Here is an 18,962-nt window from a genome sequence, read left to right on the forward strand (position 1 = left end):
ATGCCGGGGGCCGCTGCCGGGCGGCCACGCACGCGTGCCGCCCTATGTTGTGGGTGAACCCGCCGGCCTATTCCGGCTTGACGCCGGCTTCGTCGATGACCTTGGTCCAGCGCGCCAGTTCCGACGACACGCGGGCTCGGGCATCGGCCGGGCTGGTCCATTCGGCGATGGCGCCCTGGTTCAGCAGCGATGCCTTGACCTCGGGCTTGGCCAGGATCTTCTTCAACTCGCCGTTCAGGCGGTCGATGACCGGCGCCGGCGTATTGGCGGGCGCGACGATGCCGAACATGGAACTGACTTCGAAGTCTTTCAGGCCGGCTTCGGCGGCGGTGGGCACGTCAGGCAAGGCCTCGACGCGCTGCGGCGACGTGACCGCCAGCGCGCGCAGCTTGCCGGCCTTGATGCTGGCCTGCGAGGCCGGCACGGTTTCGATCATGCTCAGCACCTGGCCGCCCATCAGGTCGGTCATGGCCGGGCCGCTGCCCTTGTAGGGCACGTGCAGGATGTCCACGCCGGCGGCGCGCTTGAACATTTCGCCGGCCAGGTGCTGCGGCGAGCCGTTGCCGGCAGACGCCATGGTGACGTAGCCCGGGCGCGACTTGGCCAGCGCGATCAACTGCTGCAGGTTGTTGGCCTGCACCGTCGGGTTGACCACGAACACCAGCGGCACCGTGCCCACGATGGATACCGGCGCGAAGCTCTTTTCCACGTCGTACGTCACCCGGCCGCGGTACAGCGCGGCGTTGATGGAATGGCTGGTCAGCGCGCCCATCAACAGCGTGTAGCCGTCGGGCTGCGCCTTGGCCACCTGGTCTGCGCCGATGTTGCCGGCCGCGCCCGCGCGGTTTTCCACGATCACCGACTGGCCCAGCGCGCCGGTCAGCTCCTGCGCCAGCACGCGGCCGATCACGTCGGTGGCGCCCCCGGGCGGGTACGGCACGATCAGGCGGATCGGCTTGTCGGGGTACGCGTCGGCAGCCAGCACCGGGGTCGCGGCGCCGGCACAGACGGCCAGCAGGGATAGCAGCAAGGCGCGGCGGGGCCGCAGGCGCAGGTCGGACATGGGTAGGTCTCCTGCCGGGATGAGTATTGGAATGGAACGGACGCCCGGCTCGTCAACCGCGCCAGTGTAGGAGCCGAAACTTGATTGATGAATCAGAATTTTTCTATCGACTGATCGTTTATTTAGATCAATAAACAATCGCTGCAAAACCGCTTGCCGCGCCTTTCAAAGGCTGGATATGATCATGCCCCTGGATTATCAATAATATTATCGGGAACAAAAATGACGGATGACACGCAGGGCGGCAAGCCCGCCAAGGGCCCCTTCGACAGCGACGGCGCCCAGTCGCGCGGCGTGGCGCGCGGGCTGACCAACTACGGCGACATCGGTTTTTCGCTGTTCCTGCGCAAGGCCTTCATCAAGGGTGCGGGCCTGTCCGACGACGCGCTGTCGCGCCCCATCATCGGCATCGTCAACACCGGCAGCAGCTACAACCCCTGCCACGGCAACGCGCCGCAACTGATCGAAGCGGTCAAGCGCGGCGTGATGCTGGCCGGCGGCCTGCCGATGGACTTCCCCACGATCTCGGTGCACGAGAGCTTCTCGCAGCCCACCAGCATGTACCTGCGCAACCTCATGTCCATGGACACCGAGGAAATGATCCGCGCCCAGCCCATGGATGCCGTGGTGCTGATCGGCGGCTGCGACAAGACCGTGCCGGCCCAACTGATGGGCGCCGCGTCCGCCGGCGTGCCGGCGATCCAGCTGGTGACCGGGTCCATGCTGACCGGCTCGCACCGCGGCGAACGCGTGGGCGCCTGCACCGATTGCCGCCGCTACTGGGGCCGCTACCGCGCCGACGAGATCGACGCGCCCGAGATCGCCGACGTCAACAACCAGCTGGTGGCCAGCGTGGGCACCTGTTCGGTGATGGGCACGGCCAGCACCATGGCCTGCATCACCGAAGCCCTGGGGATGATGGTGGCGGGCGGCGCATCCGCCCCCGCCGTCACCGCCGACCGGGTCCGCGTGGCCGAGCGCACCGGCGCCACGGCCGTTGCCATGGCCGCCTCGCGCCTGACGCCCGACCAGATCCTGACCGGCAAGTCCATCGAAAACGCGCTGCGCGTGCTGCTGGCCATCGGCGGCTCGACCAACGGCATCGTGCACCTGACGGCCATCGCGGGTCGCCTGGGCATCGACATCGACCTGGCGGGCCTGGATCGCATCAGCCGCGAGACCCCGGTGCTGGTGGACCTGAAGCCCTCGGGCCAGCACTACATGGAAGACTTCCACCATGCCGGCGGCATGCCGGCGCTGCTGCGCGAGCTGCGCCCCTTCCTGCACCTGGACGCCCTGACGGTATCGGGCCGCACGCTGGGCGAGGAACTGGACGACGCGCCCGCCCCGTTCACGCAGGACGTGATCCGCAGCGCCGCCGACCCGATCTACCCCGTGGGCGGCCTGGCCGTGCTGCGTGGCAACCTGGCCCCGGGCGGCGCCATCATCAAGCAGTCGGCCGCCAACCCCAAGCTGATGGAACATGAAGGCCGCGCGGTGGTGTTCGAAGACGCCGAAGACATGGCCCGCCGCATCGACGACGAGGCGCTGGACGTGACCGCCGACGACGTGCTGGTGCTCAAGCGCATCGGCCCGACCGGCGCGCCGGGCATGCCCGAGGCCGGCTACATGCCGATTCCCAAGAAGCTGGCGCGCGCCGGCGTCAAGGACATGGTGCGCATTTCCGACGGCCGCATGAGCGGCACGGCGGCGGGCACCATCGTGCTGCACGTCACGCCCGAGGCGGCGATTGGCGGACCGCTGGCCTACGTGCAAAATGGCGACCGTATCCGCCTGTCGGTAGCGCAGCGTGAAATCGCGCTGCTGGTGGACGACGCCGAGCTGGCCCGCCGCATGGCGGCCCGCCCGGTCGAACGCCCCACCGCCGACCGCGGCTACCGCAAGCTGTTCCTGCAGACGGTCACGCAGGCCGACCAGGGGGTCGATTTCGACTTCCTGCGCGCCGGCGTCACGCGGGATACGGTGCCCAAGAAATAACCCCCACCCTGCCCCGCACCATGAACGCCATCACCCCCGACGCCCTGCAACCCCAAGCGCCCGACGCCGTCTCGCAAGCGGTGGCCGCGCTGGAAGAAGACATCGTCTTCGGCCGGCTGCATCCGCGCGAACGGCTGACCGAAGACGAGTTGATGGCGCGCTTCGGCATGAAGCGCCATGCGGTGCGCCAGGTGCTGGTGGACCTGGAACTGCTGGGGGTGGTGGAACGCAAGCGCAACGTGGGCGCGGTGGTGCGGGCGTTTTCAGTGAACGAGGTGATGGAGCTGTACGCGCTGCGCGAGGTGCTGGAGGTGCACGCCGCCAGCCTGATGCCGCTGCCCGTGCCGCAGGCGCGGCTGGCGGCGCTGATCGCCGTGCAACGCGAACACGATGCCGCGGTGGCCGAAGGCGACGCGCGCCGCGTGTTCCGCAGCAACCAGCGCTTTCACCGCGAGTTCTTCGGCCTGCTGGACAATACCGTGCTGGGCCAGGCGATCGAGGAATACGCGCGCCGCACTCACCCGATCCGCTTTGGCTCGCTGGCCGCGGCCAACTACCGCGAACGCGCCCGGCAGGAACACTGGGCGATGATCCATGCCTTGCGCGATGGGGACCGCGATACGCTGATGGCGGTATGCCGGGACCACCTGCTGCCTTCGCGCGACGCCTATCTGGCGTCGGAACAGGCGCGGCGCGGGGCCTGAAGCGCGGCGCGCCAGCGACCGCCCCCCGGCCGTGGCGCCCTGCACCGCGCCCCGTCCCTGACGCTTCGACGCGCTGTCAGCGCGCCTGATCGGCCAGATATTCCCTCAGCGTCGCCACCAGCGCCGCGGCCGCCGGCGGCAGGCTGCGGTTGCGCGCCGTGACCAAGCCGATCGACCGCTCGGCCACCGGCCCGATCAGCGGCCGCTGCACGATGCCGTTCTGCGCCACCGCGCCTGCGGCGATCTCGGGCAAGGCCGCCACGCCAAAGCCGCATTCCACCATCGCGACGATGGTGGTCAGGTGCTCGGCTTCAAAAGCCGGGGTGAAGCGGATGCGATTCTGCAGAAAGGCCCATTCGGTGTACTGGCGCACGCTGCTGGGATGCACCATGGACACGTGCGCGGCAGACGCCGTGTCGGCCCAGCGCAAAGGCCCGCGCGACTTGGCCAGCGGATGCGCCTGGGGAATCAGCAGGATGAAGCTGTCGGACATGAGCGGCACGTAGTGCAGGTCGGCGTGCTGCGGGTCGGCGGCGGTCAGGGCAAAGTCCACCTCGCCGGCCCGCACCAGGTCGAAGGCGGGGCCGGACAGCGTATCGCGCACTTTCAGCGCCACCTGCGGGTGGGCCTGGCGATAGGCCATCAGCACGCGCGGCAACAGCCGCGCGGCCAGCGACGGCAGCGCGGCCACCGACACCTGGCCGTGCTCGGCGCTGGCGATGCCGCTGACGGCGGCGATGGCATCACGAAACGCCACCTGCAAGGCCGCGGCCTGCTGCATGAAGACTTCGCCCGCGGCCGTCAGCCGCACGGTGCGGGTGGTGCGGTCGAACAGCTTCACGCCCAGCGATTCCTCGATGCGCTGGACCTGGGTGGACAGGGCCGACTGCGACAGGTGCAGCTGCGCGGCCGCCTGACGGAAGTTGAGCGTGCGGCCAAGCACCAGGGTGGTGTCGATATCGCGCATGGAAAGATTGATCTGCATGTCGGCGGCGGCCTCGGCCATTGATCTGATTTGTCGATCATTCTATCCAAAAAATCTGATTCATCAATCAAACAAGCTTCTCTACACTCGGCGCCCAATACAGATGCAGCAGCGGTTTCAGAATAAGGAGCAAACCATGCAGACGGACGCGAAGGCCCTGCCCAATCCGGGCGCGGCACATGCGGTGGTGGTGGGCGGCGGCACGATGGGCGCCGACGTGGCAGTGGTGCTGACGCGCGCCGCCTGCCGCACGACAGTGATCGAGCCGGACGCCGCGCGCGCCGCCGCGCTGCCCGCCCGCGTCGCGGAAAACCTCAAGACCATCGGCCGCGAGGCCAATGCGCCGCTGCTGGGCACGGCGCCCAGCCTGGACGCGGTGGACTGGGCCAGCGTGGACCTGGTGATCGAGTGCGTGCCGGAACGGCTGGACATCAAGCAGGCGCTGTTCGCCGACCTGGTGCGGCGCGCGCGGCCGGATGCGGTGCTGGCCAGCAACAGTTCCAGCTTTCCGATCAGCGCGATCAGCCAGGGGCTGACGACGCGCGAGCGCATGCTGGGCCTGCACTTTTTCATGCCGGCGCACCTGGTGCCGCTGGTGGAAGTGGTGATGGGCGAGGCCAGCGACGAGGCCCGTGCGGATGCGCTGATCGCGTTCATGCGCCGCTGCGGCAGCGTGCCGGTGAAGGTGCGCCAGGACCTGCCGGGTTTCCTGGCCAACCGCCTGCAACATGCGCTGTCGCGCGAGGCGTTCAACCTGATCGATCGCGGCATTGCGTCGCCGGAAGACGTGGACGCGGCGGTGCGCTTCGGTTTCGGCTTCCGCTTCCTGGCGGCCGGCCCGGTGATGCAGCGCGACCACGCGGGCATCGATGTGCACGCGGCGGCCGGCGCGACGATGTATCCGACGTTCTGCAACGATGACCACCCGGCGCAATGCCTGACCGAACGCGCGGCGGACGGCCGCTACGGCATGAAGGCGGGTGAAGGCTTCTACACCTGGACGCCGGAGACGATCGCGGCCGAGCGCGCGCGCTATGACCGGCTGCTGCGCGCAGGGCTGGACCTGATTGCGCCGGAACTGCCGGAGATCCAGCCATGAGCGCGGCTACCTTTGCCCGCGCGGCGCTGGCCGAGTCGCCGGTGATCGTGACGGTGGCGCCGAACGGGGCGTACAAGAAGGCGGCGGACCATCCGGCGGTGCCGATGACGCCGGACGCGCTGGCGTTGGAAGCGCGCGCCTGCCTGGATGCAGGCGCGGCGATGATGCACATGCACGTGCGCAAGCCGGACGGCAGCCATCTGCTGGATGCGCACGCGTACCGCGAGGCGCTGGCGGCGGTGGACCGCGCCGTGGGCCGCGAGCTGCTGGTGCAGGTGACGAGCGAGGCGGCCGGTGTGTACAAGGCGGCCGAGCAGATGGCACTGGTGCGTGAGCTGCAGCCGGAAGCGGTGTCGATGGGCCTGCGCGAAATCGCAGTGCCGGAGATTCCCGAGACGGAGCTGGCGGCATTCCTGGCCTGGGTGGCCGAGCGCCGCATCATGGCGCAGATCATTCTGTACGACGAAGGGGATGTGCGCCGCTGGCTGTCGTTGCGGGCGCGGGGGCTGGTGCCGCCGGGGGCCTGGTCGGTGCTGTTCGTGCTGGGGCGCTATAGCGTGGGGCAGACGTCGTCGGCTTACGATCTGCTGCCGTTCCTGGCGGCTTACGACCATACGCTGCCTTGGGCGGTTTGCGCGTTTGGCGCCGAGGAAAATGCCTGCGTGACGACGGCGGCGGCGTTCGGGGGGCACATGCGGGTGGGGTTCGAGAATAATCTGAAGCTGCGGGATGGCAGCATCGCGACGGGAAATGCTGATCTCGTGCGGCAGGCCGTTGAAGGCGCGCGCGCGTTGGGGCGGCCTGTGGCGGATGCGGCGGATGCCCGGCGCATTTACGGCGCGGTAGCTTGATTCTTTATGCTGATTGCGCGGCCCTGGCGCTTGCGGCTTGTTCCTGAGTCAGGGGGTTGTCCTTTGCTGCTGCAGGGCAGCTTTCCTGGGCCGCTGGGACGAGGTGTGTGCTTGACGTACTCGTCACGCTCAGCGGGGCATGGAGATCAAATAAGTCGTTGAGGGTTGCCGCAACAATTGCGCGATGTCTGGCATTTTTACGTCCAATGCGTGCATCAGGTAGAGAGGATAAAAAAAATCGTCGTATCCCAATGGCGAATCGGGGGCATATTGCACGTTGTCCTCGAACGCCTGCCTTTCGCCGGATTCCGCGCAAGAAACCTCGCCTTCCTCCAGATTCAGATCGTATTCAATTCTGCGGATCTGTCGTCCGTTCTCATAGAACTCGTAGAACATGTATGGAATCCATATATCCACGGAAAAATTGAATACCGGCGTTTGGCTTCGCGCTGAAAATTCCTCGCTGATTTTCCTGCCCTCGTTGACCAGCCCCCCTCCCTCCACGATGACATGGCCGCCAACGGGGCGGGTCATGATCAGCGCATCGCGGCGGTCCCCTGCATCGGCATCCATCCATCTGTCGCAGGCTTGAATTTCGACAAGCGAAAAATTCGCCACGAAGGAATCAACCGTGCTTTTGTCGATCAAAAGCCAGCTTTTACGGCTGAAATTCTCGAATATTTCGTTCATTGTTTCCGTCGATTTTTCCGGAAACGCGGATTCCGGCCGTGCATCCACGTTTCCCCTGAATCAAGATCTCAACCTTTGGGCAGGGCCAGCCGGGATTCTCGCCTTTTTTCTGCGAAGAAAGAAGTTGCCCCCCCCGCCTTTTGCGGGACGGTGGCGCCGGCCCTGGCTCTGCCCCGGCTACGCCCGCTCGATCCGCGCCGGCAGCCCCTGCCGCACCGCGGCGCCCGACACCCAATCGATCCACACGTTGGCGTGCGCCCCGCGCGTGGCGTCGCCAAAGCCCAGGTCGTTCAGGTTCACACCCGCCGCCAGCGCCGGATCGTGCGGCATGGGCTGGCCATCCACGACGTGCGCGCGGGCGCCCAGCTCGGTATGGCCATAGCCGTGCTCGATGCCCACGGCGCCCGGCTGGATGCCATCGCGCAGCAAGGCCAGGCCGGTCACCGCCCCGCCGGGCGTGACGATGCGCACGGGGTCGCCGTTGCGCAGGCCCAGGCGTTCGCCATCCTGCCGGTTGATCGCCACCGGGTTGTGCGGATGCACCTGGCGCAGCCGGTCCACGCCGATCGACATCGAGCTCATCAGGTTGGACTTGAACGAGCTGAGCAGGAACGGCCATTCGGCCTGCGGATACTGCTCGCGCATGTCCCGGCCGTCCGCCAGCCGCGGCGGATACCACGTCGGACAGCCGCTGTAGCGCTCGCCCGTCATCGCGTGGCGAAAGCCCGCCAGCTCTTCGCTCCAGACCTGCAGCGGCCTGGCCCAGGCCTGCCGCGTCTGGCGCGCGCCTTCGGCGCCGGTCCAGGCGTCCTGCATGCGGTCAAAGCGCCCGCCGCGGCTCATCACCATGGCGACCCGGCGCCATTCTTCCGGCTTGAGCTTCTGCTGCAGCAGGTCGCCATAGCGCGCCACGCCGGTCAGGGCCAGGTCGTCGTCGCTGGCTTCGGGCACCGGGCGGCCCGCGGCAAAGGCGATGTTGGCCATGCCGCGCAGGAAGAAGTCTTCGGCCGTGTCCAGCGGATAGCGCTTGCCGTCCGCATCGGCGATGGCATCGGCGCCGAAGCCCGGCATGCCCAGCCGCTTGGCGCAGGCGATCAGGAACGATTCCAGGCACACCGGCGCGCCCTCTGCGGTGCGCGCCACCCTCGGCGCCACGGCCGGCCAGCGCACCGTCGACGCCTTGGCCACCACGTCGGCCCATGGCGCCGACACGCCCCAGCTTTCGTAGGTAACGGTGTCGGGCACGATGTAGTCGGCCAGCGCGCTGGTTTCGTTGATGAAGGGGTTGATCGACACCGACAGCGGCAAGGCCGCGGGGTCCTTCAGTTTGTCCAGCAGCACATTCTTCAACCCGGCTATGCCATAGACTGGGTTGCTCATGTGGTTGAACCAGACCTTGGCGTGGTACGGATAACCGGCAAGCGCCGACGCCAGCATTTCCGAACTGAGACCGCCGGTCGCCGGATACCAGGGCGCCGCGGCCGGATAGGCCGGCTGCCCCGCGGCCTGCTTGCGCTTGAACTCGCTGGATTTTTCGTACGGGAAGCGGTTGCGCGACAGGCTCACGCCCTTGGGCGTGGCCCGGTTGGCAAAGCCGGCGATGTTGTAGCGCGGCCCGGCGCCATAAGGCGGGAACGGACCGGCGTCCAGCACCAGCCCGCCTTCCGCGTTCAGGTTGCCGACCAGCGTGTTGAGCATGGCGATGGCATAGGCGGTGTAGAAGCCCGCCCCACTCATCGTGCCGCCGTGCGCGTCGGCCACCGCGCGCTTGCCGTAGCTGGTGAACCGTTCGGCCAGCCGGGCGATCGTGGCGGCCGGCACGCCGCACAGGGCGGCGTATTCGTCCAAGGTCTTGCGGCGCGCTTGCGCTCGCAGCAAAGCCAGCGACGTGCACACCCGCAGGTCCGTGGGCGCGCCGGCCAGGCCGGGCGCAGCCAGCGCCTCGTCGACGAACAAGGCAGCCGGCGTGGCCACGGTATGCGGCGCCAGCGTGCCGTCTTCCAGGCGCACCACGTACACGTCTTCCCACTTATCGCCGGCATCGGCTGGCCGCGGCCAGCCCAGGTCGGCGCCGCGCAGGAAGCTGCCTTGGCGCGGGTGCCCGGGTTCAGTCACCACCAGATGGGTGGCGTTGGTCCAGGCGGCCTCGCCGGCCGCTTTCATGGCGGCGGGCCCCGGCTGCGACAAGGCACGCGCGTCAAAGCGCTCGTGGTCCAGGATCCAGCGGATCAGGCCCATGGCCAGGGCCAGGTCGCTGGCGGGGTTGACCGGCACCCATTCGTTGCCCGACCCGGCCGACAGGCTGGACGAGGCCGGCAACACGGGCGCCACCACCACGTAGGTAAAGCCGTCTTCGTCGGGCCGCGTGCGGGCCTCGGCCAACTGCCGGGCCTGGCGCTGGAACGGGTTGCCCGCCTGCGCGGGCGCGGCGCCGATGAACAGGCCAAACCGCGCCCGGTCCCAATCGGGCTTGCCATGCGGCATGCCTTTCAGGTCGCCCAAGGCGGCGCCCGCCCCGACCCGGAAGCTCTGGCCGCAGTAAGAACCGTGGTTGCTGAAGTTGACGGTGCCGAACGACTGCCCGGCAAAGCGCTGGATCAGCGGCGTGCGGCCTTCGTTGGACGCGTCGGTGAACAGGAACTGATTCACCTTGGCCCCGTACTCCGGGTTGGCCGGGTCCAGCAGGGTGTCGCGGTCGAAGATCGCGCGCAGGCCGTCCACATGGCCTTCGCCGAACAGGTCGCCGCCCTCGCACACTTCCTGTACCAGCTGTTCGAACGAAATGCGCTGCCACTTGCCTTCGCCCCGGCCGCCGACGCGCTTGAGCGGCTGCAGCACGCGGTACGGGCTGTGCATCTGTTCCAGCATGGCCGAGCCGCGTGCGCATGACGTGGCACGGCCTTCCAGACCGTGGTCGCCGCCCAGTTGCGCATAGACCTCGCGCACGGGAATGTCCATGGCCGCGGGCCGGGTGGTGGCCAGCGGATGGTACGGGTTGCCCGCCACGCGCAGGATGCGGTTGGTCGCGGTATCCACCCGCAGCCGCACGCCGCACTGGGTCCAGCAGCCCAGGCAGCTGGACGGGCTGACGGTCTGGCCCGGTTGCGTGGTCAGCAGGCCCGACAAGGGGTCGATGCGGAATTCCGGCGGCAGCGAATTGCCGCGCACGGCGTCGGCGGTGGGCACGCCGGCCGTGCCTTGGGCCAGGCCTTTGACGGCCTTGGCCACGGTATCGCCGTAGCCGACCGCAAACGCGGCCATGCCGCCGGCCACCACGCTGCCGCGCGCGATCAGCTTGCGGCGGGCGGCGTTGTCGGGGCGATCGGGTTCATCCGCGGGGCTCGCGGGCGGGGTTTCGGGGTGTTGCTTGTCCATGGCGTATCTCGATGTCGATGTCTCGTGGGGCGGGCCGGCGGGCAGCGCTGGCCCGCGACCGGCGCGTGGTCTCAGGCCGCGAGGCTGCGGACGCGCGCGGGGTACAGTTCCAGCGCGCAGGTCACGGCGGCGACCAACGCGGCGCACAGTCCCAGCACGCCGACCATGCCGAGCAGGCCGTCGCTGCCCCAGGGCATGTCGTACAGGTACAGTCCGGCGCCGTACTTGGGTACGCCCTGCACGCTCATGAAGACCACCCAGCGGAAGATCCAGGCGGCGGCCAGCAGGGTCAGCGCCAGCGCGGCCGACGGCAGCGGTGCGGCCAGCGTGCGGGGGGCGCGCTGCAGCAGCGCGATCATGCAGAACGCGGTGACGATGGCGCCGGCCAGGCTGGCGCGCCACACCGGAAACTCGGCAAACAGGCGCAACGCGGCATCAAACGACGGGTCCAGTCCCATCAGGCCCAGCAGGGCCCAGGCGCCCGCGCCGAGGGTCATCGATACGATGGCCGCCACGCTGAGGCGCCGCATCAGTTCGACGGGCAAGGCCCGCAGGCCGCCAGGCAGCCAGCGCGCCACCAGGAACATGGCGCCCAGCGATCCCAGCCAGGCGGTCAGCGCGAAATTCAAGGGCAGGAACGGCGTGTGCCACAACGGCCGCGAGCGCAGCACCATGACTTCCGCGCCGGTGTAGACCAGGATGGACACGGCCGACACGGCCAGCGCCACCGCCACCAGGCGCACCCAGGCGATGCGCCCCCACCACCAGGCGGCGCAGAACAGCACGGCCAGGCCGGTGAAGACAGGCAGAAGCAGCGCGCCCAGCCACATCCACGACCACGGCGTGAGCCGGGTATAGAAGTGCCAGAAACGGCCGGGCTGGTGCAGGTCGGCCAGCAGCGACACGGGCGCGGCGATGGCGGTGACCAGCAGCACGGTGACGGCTGCGGGCAGCAACCGGCGCGCGGCCGAGCCCTGGCCGCCGAAGGCGGCCCACGCGGCAACGAGCGCGGTGGCGGCGCTGATGCCGATGAGGAAGAAGTACTGCACGGCCCACGGCAGCCAGGCGGCGTCGTAGACAGGAGTGAGCAATTCGGTGATCTGCATGGCGGTCCCCTGCTCAGTGGCCACCGGCCAGGCGTACGCCGGCCAGGCCGTCGATCTGGTGCACGAACGCGTCGGGCAGGCCCAGGTAATAGACGTGCGGATCGGTCTTCATGTCGGGCTTGAGCACCTTGAGCTCGGCGCGATGTTCGGCCATCAGGGTCGAGATGGCGCTGTTCGGATCGTTCAGGTCACCGATGATGCGGGCGCCGCCGACGCAGCTTTCCACGCAGGCGGGCAACAGGCCGGCTTCCAGGCGGTGTTCGCAGAAGGTGCACTTGTCGGCCGTCTGGGTGTCGTGGTTGATGAAGCGGGCGTCGTAGGGACAGGCCTGCACGCAATAGCCGCAGCCGACGCAGCGCTCGTTGTCGACGAGGACGATGCCGTCTTCCCGCTGGAAGGTCGCCTGGACCGGGCAGACGGGCACGCAAGGCGGGTTGTCGCAGTGGTTGCACAGGCGCGGCAGCATGACCATGGCGCAGGGGCTGCCATTGTCGGGTTTGACTTCGTACTGCAGGACGGTGGTGCGGAACTGGCCCAGCGGGGGCAGGTTTTCAAGCGAACAGCTGACGGTACAGGACTGGCAGCCGATGCATTTGCGCAAGTCGACGAGCATGCCGTAGCGCTTGCCGGGGTGGCCGGGACGGCGGGGGGGCTGCTGATTGATGCCGGTGGCTTCGGCGTGGATGGGAATGAACGTGGCGGTGGCGGTCAGGCCCAGCAGGCTTTTAAGGAATCCGCGTTTGCCTGGAAGGGGGTCGGGTGGGGGGTGCGTGTTCATGGCTGGCTCCGCTAAATATCGTTACAGGCATGAACTTATCGCTTTTGGTTATATAGAGCCTTGATATGGGTCAAAAAAAAGGGGACGGCGCTATTTTTCGGAATGTTCCAATTCTCGCCCCCCAGGGGCGCCGGCTAGAGTGCCCCTTGCCGCGCATTCCTCCCCTTGCCCCATCCCCGGCAATCCGCAATCAAGGATTGGTACAATTATGACAAATTAGTACAAGTAATTCAGAATGCGTCATTCTTTGCACAGGCTCACTCTGTCAGTGAAAGCAGATTTTCGCGGCGTTTCTTGGTCGCAAAAAAACCCCGAACGGGGAAGCATCAACTGGAGAACCGATGTTGAATAAGATGGTGAAAATAGGGGCACTGACGTTGTTGTCGGTCGTCATGGCGGGATGCGCGACGGAGCGCTCCCAATCCCTCGCGGTACCCACCACCGCGGCCGCGACCAAGGCATACCAGGGTCCGCGCAGCCCGATTTCCGTGGGCAAGTTCGACAACCGCACCAACTACCTGCGCGGCGTGTTCTCCGACGGCGTGGACCGCCTGGGCGGCCAGGCCAAGACCGTCCTGGTCAGCCACCTGCAACGCACGGGCCGCTTCCAGGTCATGGACCGCGACAACCTGTCCGAAATCGCCCAGGAAGCGTCGTTCAACAAGCAGGCCAACCGCATCAAGGGCGCACGCTACGTCATCACCGGCGACGTCACCGCCTTCGGCCGCAAGGTCACCGGAGACCAACAGCTGTTCGGCATCCTGGGACGCGGCAAGGAACAGGTCGCCTATGCCAAGGTCGATCTCAACGTGGTGGACGTCACCACCTCCGAAGTCGTCTATTCCACCTCGGGCGCAGGCGAGTACAGCCTGTCCAACCGCGAAGTGGTCGGCTTCGGCGGCACGGCGGGCTATGACTCCACGCTGAACGGCAAGGTCCTGGACCTGGCCATCCGCGAAGCCGTGGACCGCCTGGTCGAAGGCATCGAGCAAGGCGCCTGGGCGCCGGCCGGCAACTAAGGGGAACCGCATGCAAACCACCATGGCGCAACCGCGCCGGACCACGCACGCCTTGCGCACGCTGGCGATCGCCACCCTGACCGGCCTGCTGGGCGCCTGCGCACAGCCCGCCAAGCCGATGTACAGCTGGGACGCCTACCAGCCCACGGTCTATGCCTACCTGAAGGAAGACGGGGCCGACTACACCGTGCAGGCACAGGCGTTGGAAAAGAACGTCGAAAAGGCCCGCGCCACCAACGCCACGCTGCCGCCCGGCTTCCGCGCGCATCTGGGCATGCTGTACCTGAAGATGGGCGACGAAGGCAAGGGTATCGAGCAGTTCGAAGGCGAGAAGACCGCCTTTCCCGAAGCCACCCCGTTCATGGACTTCCTGCTGCGCAACGCCAAGAAGCCCGTCGACGCGGCCCAGGCAAACAAGTCGGCCGCCAGTGACGGCGCGGACGCCGTCGAACCCATCGCGCCGAAGACGCGCAAATCCGGAGGTTGATCATGACGAAATTCTTGCGCATCGCCCTCCTCGCAGGCATCGCGCTGCTCGCCGGCTGCGCCGGACCGCAGCGCAACGTGGACTACACCGCGTTCCGTGAAAGCAAGCCCGTATCCATCCTGGTGCTGCCGCCGCTGAACACGTCGGTGGACGCGGCCGCCGCGGCGGCCGTGTTGTCGCAGGCCACCCGGCCGTTGGCCGAATCCGGCTACTACGTCGTGCCGGTGGGCGTCATGGAAGAAACCTTCCGCCAGAACGGCCTGACCACGGCGGAAGACATCCATGAGTTGCCCGCGACGCGGCTGCGGGAAATCTTCGGCGCGGACGCCGCGCTCTACCTGACCGTCAAACAGTACGGTGCCAGCTACCAGGTCGTGTCCAGCAACGTGACGGTCTCGATCGACGCCGCACTGGTGGACCTGCGCAACGGCGCCAAGCTGTGGGATGGCACCCGCACGCTGTCCCAGGGCAGCAACAACAGCGGTGGCGGCCTGATCGGCATGCTGGTGCAAGCGGTGGTCGACCAGGTCGTCAACACCTTGTCCGACCGCAGCTACGGCGTGGCGGGCATGACCAACAACTCGCTGCTCAGCGCGGGCACCCCCGGCGGCATTCTGTACGGCCCGCGTTCACCGCGCTACGCCACGCAGTAACCCCCCTCTGCCCTGTCTGCACCAAGCGCCGCCTTCCCGCGGCGCTTGGCGCTTCTGCAAGGCTGGCGCGACAATCTCGTGACGCCGATCGCCCCTGCGAATCACGCCGGCAGGGTCAGGGCTGCGCGCCAGACGGCAAGCTTTTCGTCGAACCGGGCGGCAGCGTGGGCGGGGCTGGTGGAGGGCAGATCGAGGTATTGCAGGGCCCGCGCGGGATCAAGGCCCGGCAGGACGTGGCGACGGTACAGCGCCGCCGCCTTGCCCCCGTTGAAGCAGACCCGCACCAGGTCGGGATGCCTGTGCAGGAAGTCGGCAAAGTCGTTGGCGACCAGGGTGTCGGGCCGGATGGCCGCGTCCAGGCTGCCGGGGCGTTCACAGGCTTGCAGCACGTCCCAGAGAGCGACGCGCGCCCGTTGCAGGGCGGCCAGGCGTTCAGGGTAGTCCTGGGCGGGGTCAAAGCCCAGCACCTGCCCGGCGATGGGCCAGAAGGCGTTGCGCGGGTGGGCGTAGTAGCGCGCCTGCCTGAGCGAGGCCACGCCCGGCATCGAGCCCAGGATCAGGATACGGGCGTCGGCGGCGGCAACGGGGGCAAAGCCTTGGACTTGGCCGCTAGGCAAGGCCCGGGAAGGGTCGGCGGATGAAGACATGGCGCAAGGATACGTGAGGCGGCGGACGGCCGCAGCGGCGCGGCCAGCGTTCTATTCATGGAACGGTGCTTATCAACCTCAGGGGCTACCGGAACGAGCGTATCGCCCTTATCTTGACAGGTATGACGAACGGCCCCGCAGGGGCCGCGCAACAGGAATGACGATCATGAAGAAGATTCTGGGTGTGCATGCCAGCCCGCGTCCCCACTGGGTGGGCGACGGCTTTCCGGTGCGTTCGATGTTTTCCTATGGGGACAAGGGCAAGGATGTCAGCCCCTTCCTGCTGCTGGACTATGCGGGTCCGGCGCAATTCGCGCCGGCCACGCAGCCGCGCGGGGTGGGCCAGCATCCGCACCGCGGGTTCGAGACGGTGACGATCGTGTACAGCGGCGAAGTCGAGCATCGCGATTCGACCGGCAATGGTGGCGTGATCGGGCCGGGTGACGTGCAATGGATGACGGCGGCATCGGGCATCCTGCACGAGGAATTCCATTCGCCCGCCTTCACGCGCCAGGGCGGCGAGCTGGAAATGGTGCAACTGTGGGTGAACCTGCCGGCCAAGGACAAGAAGGCGCCGGCCGGCTATCAAAGCCTGCTGAACGCGGACATTCCGGTGGTGTCGCTGCCGGACGACGCGGGGTCGCTGCGCGTCATCGCCGGCAGCTTCGCGGGCCAGATGGGGCCTGCGCGCACCTTCACGCCGATCGACGTCTGGGACGTGCGTCTGGCCGCTGGCAAGTCGGCGACGTTCGCGATTCCCGCGGGCCGCAACAGCATGCTGGTGATGCTGCGCGGCACGGTGCTGGTGAACGGCGAGTCGGTGGCGCGCGATGCCCAACTGACACTGTTCGGCCGCGACGGTGAATCTATCACGGTCGAAGCCAACAACGATGCCGTGTTCCTCGTGCTGAGCGGCGAACCGATAGACGAGCCGGTGGTGGGTTACGGGCCCTTCGTGATGAATTCGCAGGCCGAAATCGTCGAAGCGATCCAGGACTTCAACGCCGGCAAGTACGGGCAGATGCACTAAGGCACGTGACCCGGCGGGCGGGGGCCGAATCGGCGCCCCTAACCGCCAGCCGATTCTCGCGGCAACGCAAGACAGCGCGGCCCTTCATTGCGAAGGTGGCCGCGCTTTTTCTTGATGACACAAACGTCGCAGTCCGCGAGACGGCGGAGTTCGCTCCGCGATATGGTGGCGCAATGGATGTGCAGGAGCCTACCCCGGTTGCTTCAGCCGTCGCCGTCCCTCCTTCGAAAATCGGACAAACACTCAGGCAACTTCATACCCGTATCGGGTATAGTTGAAAAATCCACGATGAAGCGAGTTCTCAAGCGAAAGCACTTTGCCCGATGACAGGCTGGCGAACGATTGCCCGACGCGGCGCTTTGCATGGCGGTCGACGAAATGGAAAGTGGGCGGGTTGATGCCAGCCTGGGCGGCTTGCTGCACAAGATGCGCGTGGCTCGCCCGGGGTCCGGAAAACGTGGCGGCTACCGAACATTGCTGTCGGCCCGCATCGGCAATCGCTATGTATTCCTGCACGGGTTCTCCAAAAACGACCAAGCGAACATCACGCCAGATGAACAAAGGGCCTTGCAGTTCGCAGGGAAGGTCTTTCTTGAGCTGACCACGCAAGCGCTCGCGACAGCGATGAGATCTGGCGTGCTACTGGAGGTACATTGTGTCCAAGATAATCAAGTCGCTGCGTGGCGACCTGGCGGCGCTGCATGAGGCAGGCGCGGTCAGCAAGGTCACCTTGCGCGAGTTCGATGCGCTCTGCCCGCCACCTCCGGTACGCAATTTCGGCGCAGCGGATATCAAGGGCCTGCGCGAAGCCTTGAATTTCAGCCAGGCGGTATTCGCGCGTTATCTGCACACCACGGCCTCGACCGTGCGCAAATGGGAGCAAGGCGAAACCCAGCCCACAGGGCCGGCGCTCAAGCTGCTCAATGTCATCGCCAGCAAGGGATTGCAGGCCGTTCTCTGAGACAGGCCTCGAAGCCTGCAATCACCGCTACCTTCAACCCTGCCCTCCGACATTGCTGCGCCGCAACGCACGACGCCGTCGCCGCATCCGGCCTGGCGCAAGTCTCGCCCCCACCGGTTTTGCGCAGTCCGCGGATAGGCGTTGCGAAAAACGGATAGTTTTTCCGCCTCCGGGACGGGTTTTCCAGCAGGTCAGCGGGGCCGACGGCGCTTTACTATGGGGGCCATCAAAAGGCCCACGCCGCAAGCGGCGCGCCGGGCCTGGGACCCCGGCCGCGACAGGCCGGACACCTGGACACGAGCAAGGAAATCCCGGCCATGCTGAACACGATGCAGTCCGATGCCGGCACGTCATGGCCGTCGGTCGAGCCGCGATCGGCCGAGCATGGGCCGGCGCAACAAAGCCCGACTTTTCGCAGCCCCGCCGAGCGCAACGCGATCCGTCCTGACAAGGCCTGTCCGTCCACGGCGGATTCCCGCCCGGCGCCCTGGCGCATCGACGCCGTGCTGGCAATGCCGGCGCAGCAGTTGTTCGCGTCGGGCGATCTGGACGAAGCGCGGTCGATGGTGGGCCGGGTGATGCGGCCGCACCTGCTGGGCGTGGTGGGGCCGCGGCAACGGCTCGATGCCCGCATGCATCACCAGCCGCTGGGCGAGGTGTCGCTGAACCGGCTGCGCTATGGCGCGGACGTCGAGATCCGGCCGGGGCCGCTCGAAGACTTCTTCCTGGTGCAGATGCCGCTGTCGGGCACGGCCACCATCGAAAGCGGCCCGCAGCGGGTGGATTCGACGCCCGAGGTCGCCTCGGTGGTCAGCCCCGACGACGACCTGGCGATGCGCTGGGCCGACGACAACGACCAGTTCATGCTGCGCATCGGCCGTTCGCTGCTGGAACGCACACTGGTGGGTCACCTGGGCGTCGCGCTGGACCGGCCGCTGCGCTTCCAGCTGGGCTTTCGCTGGCGCGAGTGTCCGGCGTGGCGCTGCCTGATGGCCTATCTGCTGGACTGCTCGGCGCAGCACGCCCAGTTGGCCGAGCACAAGCTGATCGTGCACCAGATGGAACAATTGGTGGCCGCGACGCTGCTGTCCGCCCTGCCCCACAACTACAGCAACACCCCGGCCAGCCGCCGCGCCGCGGTGCTGCCGCGCCACGTGCGCTGCGTGCAGGACTACCTGCAGGCGCATGCGCACGAACCGGTCAGCGCCGAGCAGCTGGCGCGCATCGCGGGGGTCAGCGTGCGCAGCCTGTACGCGGGCTTCAAGGAATTCCTGGGCGTCAGCCCGATGCATTATCTGCGCGACCTGCGCATGGAACGGGCGCGCGCCGAACTGGTCTCGGGTGAATGCCAGAACATCGCCGGCGTGGCGCTACGCTGGGGCTTCGCGCACCTGGGCCGTTTCAGCACCAGCTACAAGGCGCGCTACGGCGAAAGCCCCAGCCAGAGCCTGCGGCGCCACGGCTGACGCGGCAACGCGCTGGCGCCCACCGGGTGCCGAGGCCAGGGCGGACATGG

The 18,962-nt window shown here is 67.5% G+C and carries 18 protein-coding genes; 11 read left to right on the forward strand and 7 right to left on the reverse strand.

Features of this window, described 5'->3' with window-relative positions:
- Nucleotides 1-67 precede the first annotated feature (67 nt).
- On the reverse strand, nt 68-1,063 hold the full coding sequence (locus tag AC6LJ2_RS03205; protein ID WP_263911761.1) for a Bug family tripartite tricarboxylate transporter substrate binding protein: 996 nt from the start codon (nt 1,061-1,063) through the stop codon (nt 68-70).
- 222 nt (nt 1,064-1,285) lie between these two features.
- Between AC6LJ2_RS03205 and AC6LJ2_RS03210 the strand changes: the two genes are divergently transcribed.
- Together AC6LJ2_RS03210 and AC6LJ2_RS03215 are read left to right on the forward strand one after the other, a co-directional pair.
- Nucleotides 1,286-3,061: an IlvD/Edd family dehydratase gene (locus AC6LJ2_RS03210; RefSeq protein ID WP_445658713.1), complete on the forward strand. Its 1,776-nt coding sequence runs from the start codon at nt 1,286-1,288 to the stop codon at nt 3,059-3,061.
- A gap of 20 nt (nt 3,062-3,081) precedes the next feature.
- Entirely contained in the window at nt 3,082-3,765 is a 684-nt protein-coding gene (locus AC6LJ2_RS03215; protein WP_445658712.1) for a GntR family transcriptional regulator, read from the forward strand.
- A gap of 76 nt (nt 3,766-3,841) precedes the next feature.
- Here AC6LJ2_RS03215 and AC6LJ2_RS03220 read toward each other — a convergent pair whose 3' ends face one another.
- Nucleotides 3,842-4,750 carry a LysR family transcriptional regulator gene (locus AC6LJ2_RS03220; RefSeq protein WP_445659147.1) on the reverse strand — a complete coding sequence of 303 codons (909 nt, stop codon included), beginning with the start codon at nt 4,748-4,750 and terminating at the stop codon, nt 3,842-3,844.
- A gap of 136 nt (nt 4,751-4,886) precedes the next feature.
- Here AC6LJ2_RS03220 and AC6LJ2_RS03225 point away from each other — a divergent pair, with 136 nt between their 5' ends.
- Both AC6LJ2_RS03225 and AC6LJ2_RS03230 read left to right on the forward strand, forming a co-directional pair.
- Nucleotides 4,887-5,849: a 3-hydroxyacyl-CoA dehydrogenase family protein gene (locus AC6LJ2_RS03225; RefSeq protein ID WP_498150748.1), complete on the forward strand. Its 963-nt coding sequence runs from the start codon at nt 4,887-4,889 to the stop codon at nt 5,847-5,849.
- Complete coding sequence (locus AC6LJ2_RS03230; RefSeq protein WP_263911753.1) at nt 5,846-6,700, forward strand: beta-keto acid cleavage family enzyme; 855 nt, start codon at nt 5,846-5,848, stop codon at nt 6,698-6,700. The genes AC6LJ2_RS03225 and AC6LJ2_RS03230 overlap by 4 nt, the downstream gene beginning before the upstream one ends.
- Nucleotides 6,701-6,829: 129 nt before the next feature.
- Here the strand turns inward: AC6LJ2_RS03230 and AC6LJ2_RS03235 are convergent, their stop codons facing one another.
- The 4 genes from AC6LJ2_RS03235 to dsrO form a co-directional block, all read right to left on the reverse strand.
- Complete coding sequence (locus AC6LJ2_RS03235; RefSeq protein WP_498150749.1) at nt 6,830-7,438, reverse strand: hypothetical protein; 609 nt, start codon at nt 7,436-7,438, stop codon at nt 6,830-6,832.
- Between the two features lie 129 nt (nt 7,439-7,567).
- The gene (locus AC6LJ2_RS03240) at nt 7,568-10,765 is read right to left on the reverse strand and encodes a tetrathionate reductase subunit A (protein WP_498150750.1); all 3,198 of its coding nucleotides are present in this window, start codon (nt 10,763-10,765) and stop codon (nt 7,568-7,570) included.
- 71 nt (nt 10,766-10,836) lie between these two features.
- Complete coding sequence (nrfD, locus tag AC6LJ2_RS03245) at nt 10,837-11,871, reverse strand: NrfD/PsrC family molybdoenzyme membrane anchor subunit (RefSeq protein WP_445658708.1); 1,035 nt, start codon at nt 11,869-11,871, stop codon at nt 10,837-10,839.
- 13 nt (nt 11,872-11,884) lie between these two features.
- On the reverse strand, nt 11,885-12,649 hold the full coding sequence (gene dsrO, locus AC6LJ2_RS03250; RefSeq protein WP_498150751.1) for a sulfate reduction electron transfer complex DsrMKJOP subunit DsrO: 765 nt from the start codon (nt 12,647-12,649) through the stop codon (nt 11,885-11,887).
- A gap of 341 nt (nt 12,650-12,990) precedes the next feature.
- On the opposite strand from dsrO, the gene AC6LJ2_RS03255 reads away from it, so the two are divergent.
- The 3 genes from AC6LJ2_RS03255 to AC6LJ2_RS03265 are packed head-to-tail and all read left to right on the forward strand — an operon-like array spanning nt 12,991 to nt 14,808.
- The gene (locus AC6LJ2_RS03255; protein WP_445658707.1) at nt 12,991-13,668 is read left to right on the forward strand and encodes a CsgG/HfaB family protein; all 678 of its coding nucleotides are present in this window, start codon (nt 12,991-12,993) and stop codon (nt 13,666-13,668) included.
- A gap of 10 nt (nt 13,669-13,678) precedes the next feature.
- Entirely contained in the window at nt 13,679-14,155 is a 477-nt protein-coding gene (locus AC6LJ2_RS03260) for a DUF4810 domain-containing protein (protein ID WP_263911745.1), read from the forward strand.
- 2 nt (nt 14,156-14,157) lie between these two features.
- Nucleotides 14,158-14,808, forward strand: a complete 651-nt coding sequence (locus AC6LJ2_RS03265) for a DUF799 domain-containing protein (RefSeq protein ID WP_263911743.1) — start codon at nt 14,158-14,160, stop codon at nt 14,806-14,808.
- Between the two features lie 101 nt (nt 14,809-14,909).
- Here AC6LJ2_RS03265 and AC6LJ2_RS03270 read toward each other — a convergent pair whose 3' ends face one another.
- A complete protein-coding gene (locus tag AC6LJ2_RS03270) occupies nt 14,910-15,455 on the reverse strand; it encodes a DNA-deoxyinosine glycosylase (RefSeq protein WP_498150752.1) in 546 nt (181 codons plus the stop codon).
- 166 nt (nt 15,456-15,621) lie between these two features.
- On the opposite strand from AC6LJ2_RS03270, the gene AC6LJ2_RS03275 reads away from it, so the two are divergent.
- The 4 genes from AC6LJ2_RS03275 to AC6LJ2_RS03290 all read left to right on the forward strand — a co-directional run bounded on the left by AC6LJ2_RS03275 (nt 15,622) and on the right by AC6LJ2_RS03290 (nt 18,912).
- Nucleotides 15,622-16,485: a pirin family protein gene (locus AC6LJ2_RS03275; protein ID WP_263911740.1), complete on the forward strand. Its 864-nt coding sequence runs from the start codon at nt 15,622-15,624 to the stop codon at nt 16,483-16,485.
- Nucleotides 16,486-16,827: 342 nt separating this feature from the next.
- Nucleotides 16,828-17,190, forward strand: coding sequence for a type II toxin-antitoxin system RelE/ParE family toxin (locus tag AC6LJ2_RS03280; protein WP_498150753.1), 363 nt, complete (start codon nt 16,828-16,830; stop codon nt 17,188-17,190).
- Nucleotides 17,141-17,446, forward strand: coding sequence for a helix-turn-helix domain-containing protein (locus tag AC6LJ2_RS03285; RefSeq protein ID WP_263911737.1), 306 nt, complete (start codon nt 17,141-17,143; stop codon nt 17,444-17,446). Before AC6LJ2_RS03280 ends, AC6LJ2_RS03285 begins: the two co-directional genes overlap by 50 nt.
- A gap of 317 nt (nt 17,447-17,763) precedes the next feature.
- Entirely contained in the window at nt 17,764-18,912 is a 1,149-nt protein-coding gene (locus tag AC6LJ2_RS03290) for an AraC family transcriptional regulator (RefSeq protein ID WP_263911735.1), read from the forward strand.
- Nucleotides 18,913-18,962 lie beyond the last annotated feature (50 nt).

Source organism: Achromobacter sp. 1014246743 (assembly GCF_059760725.1).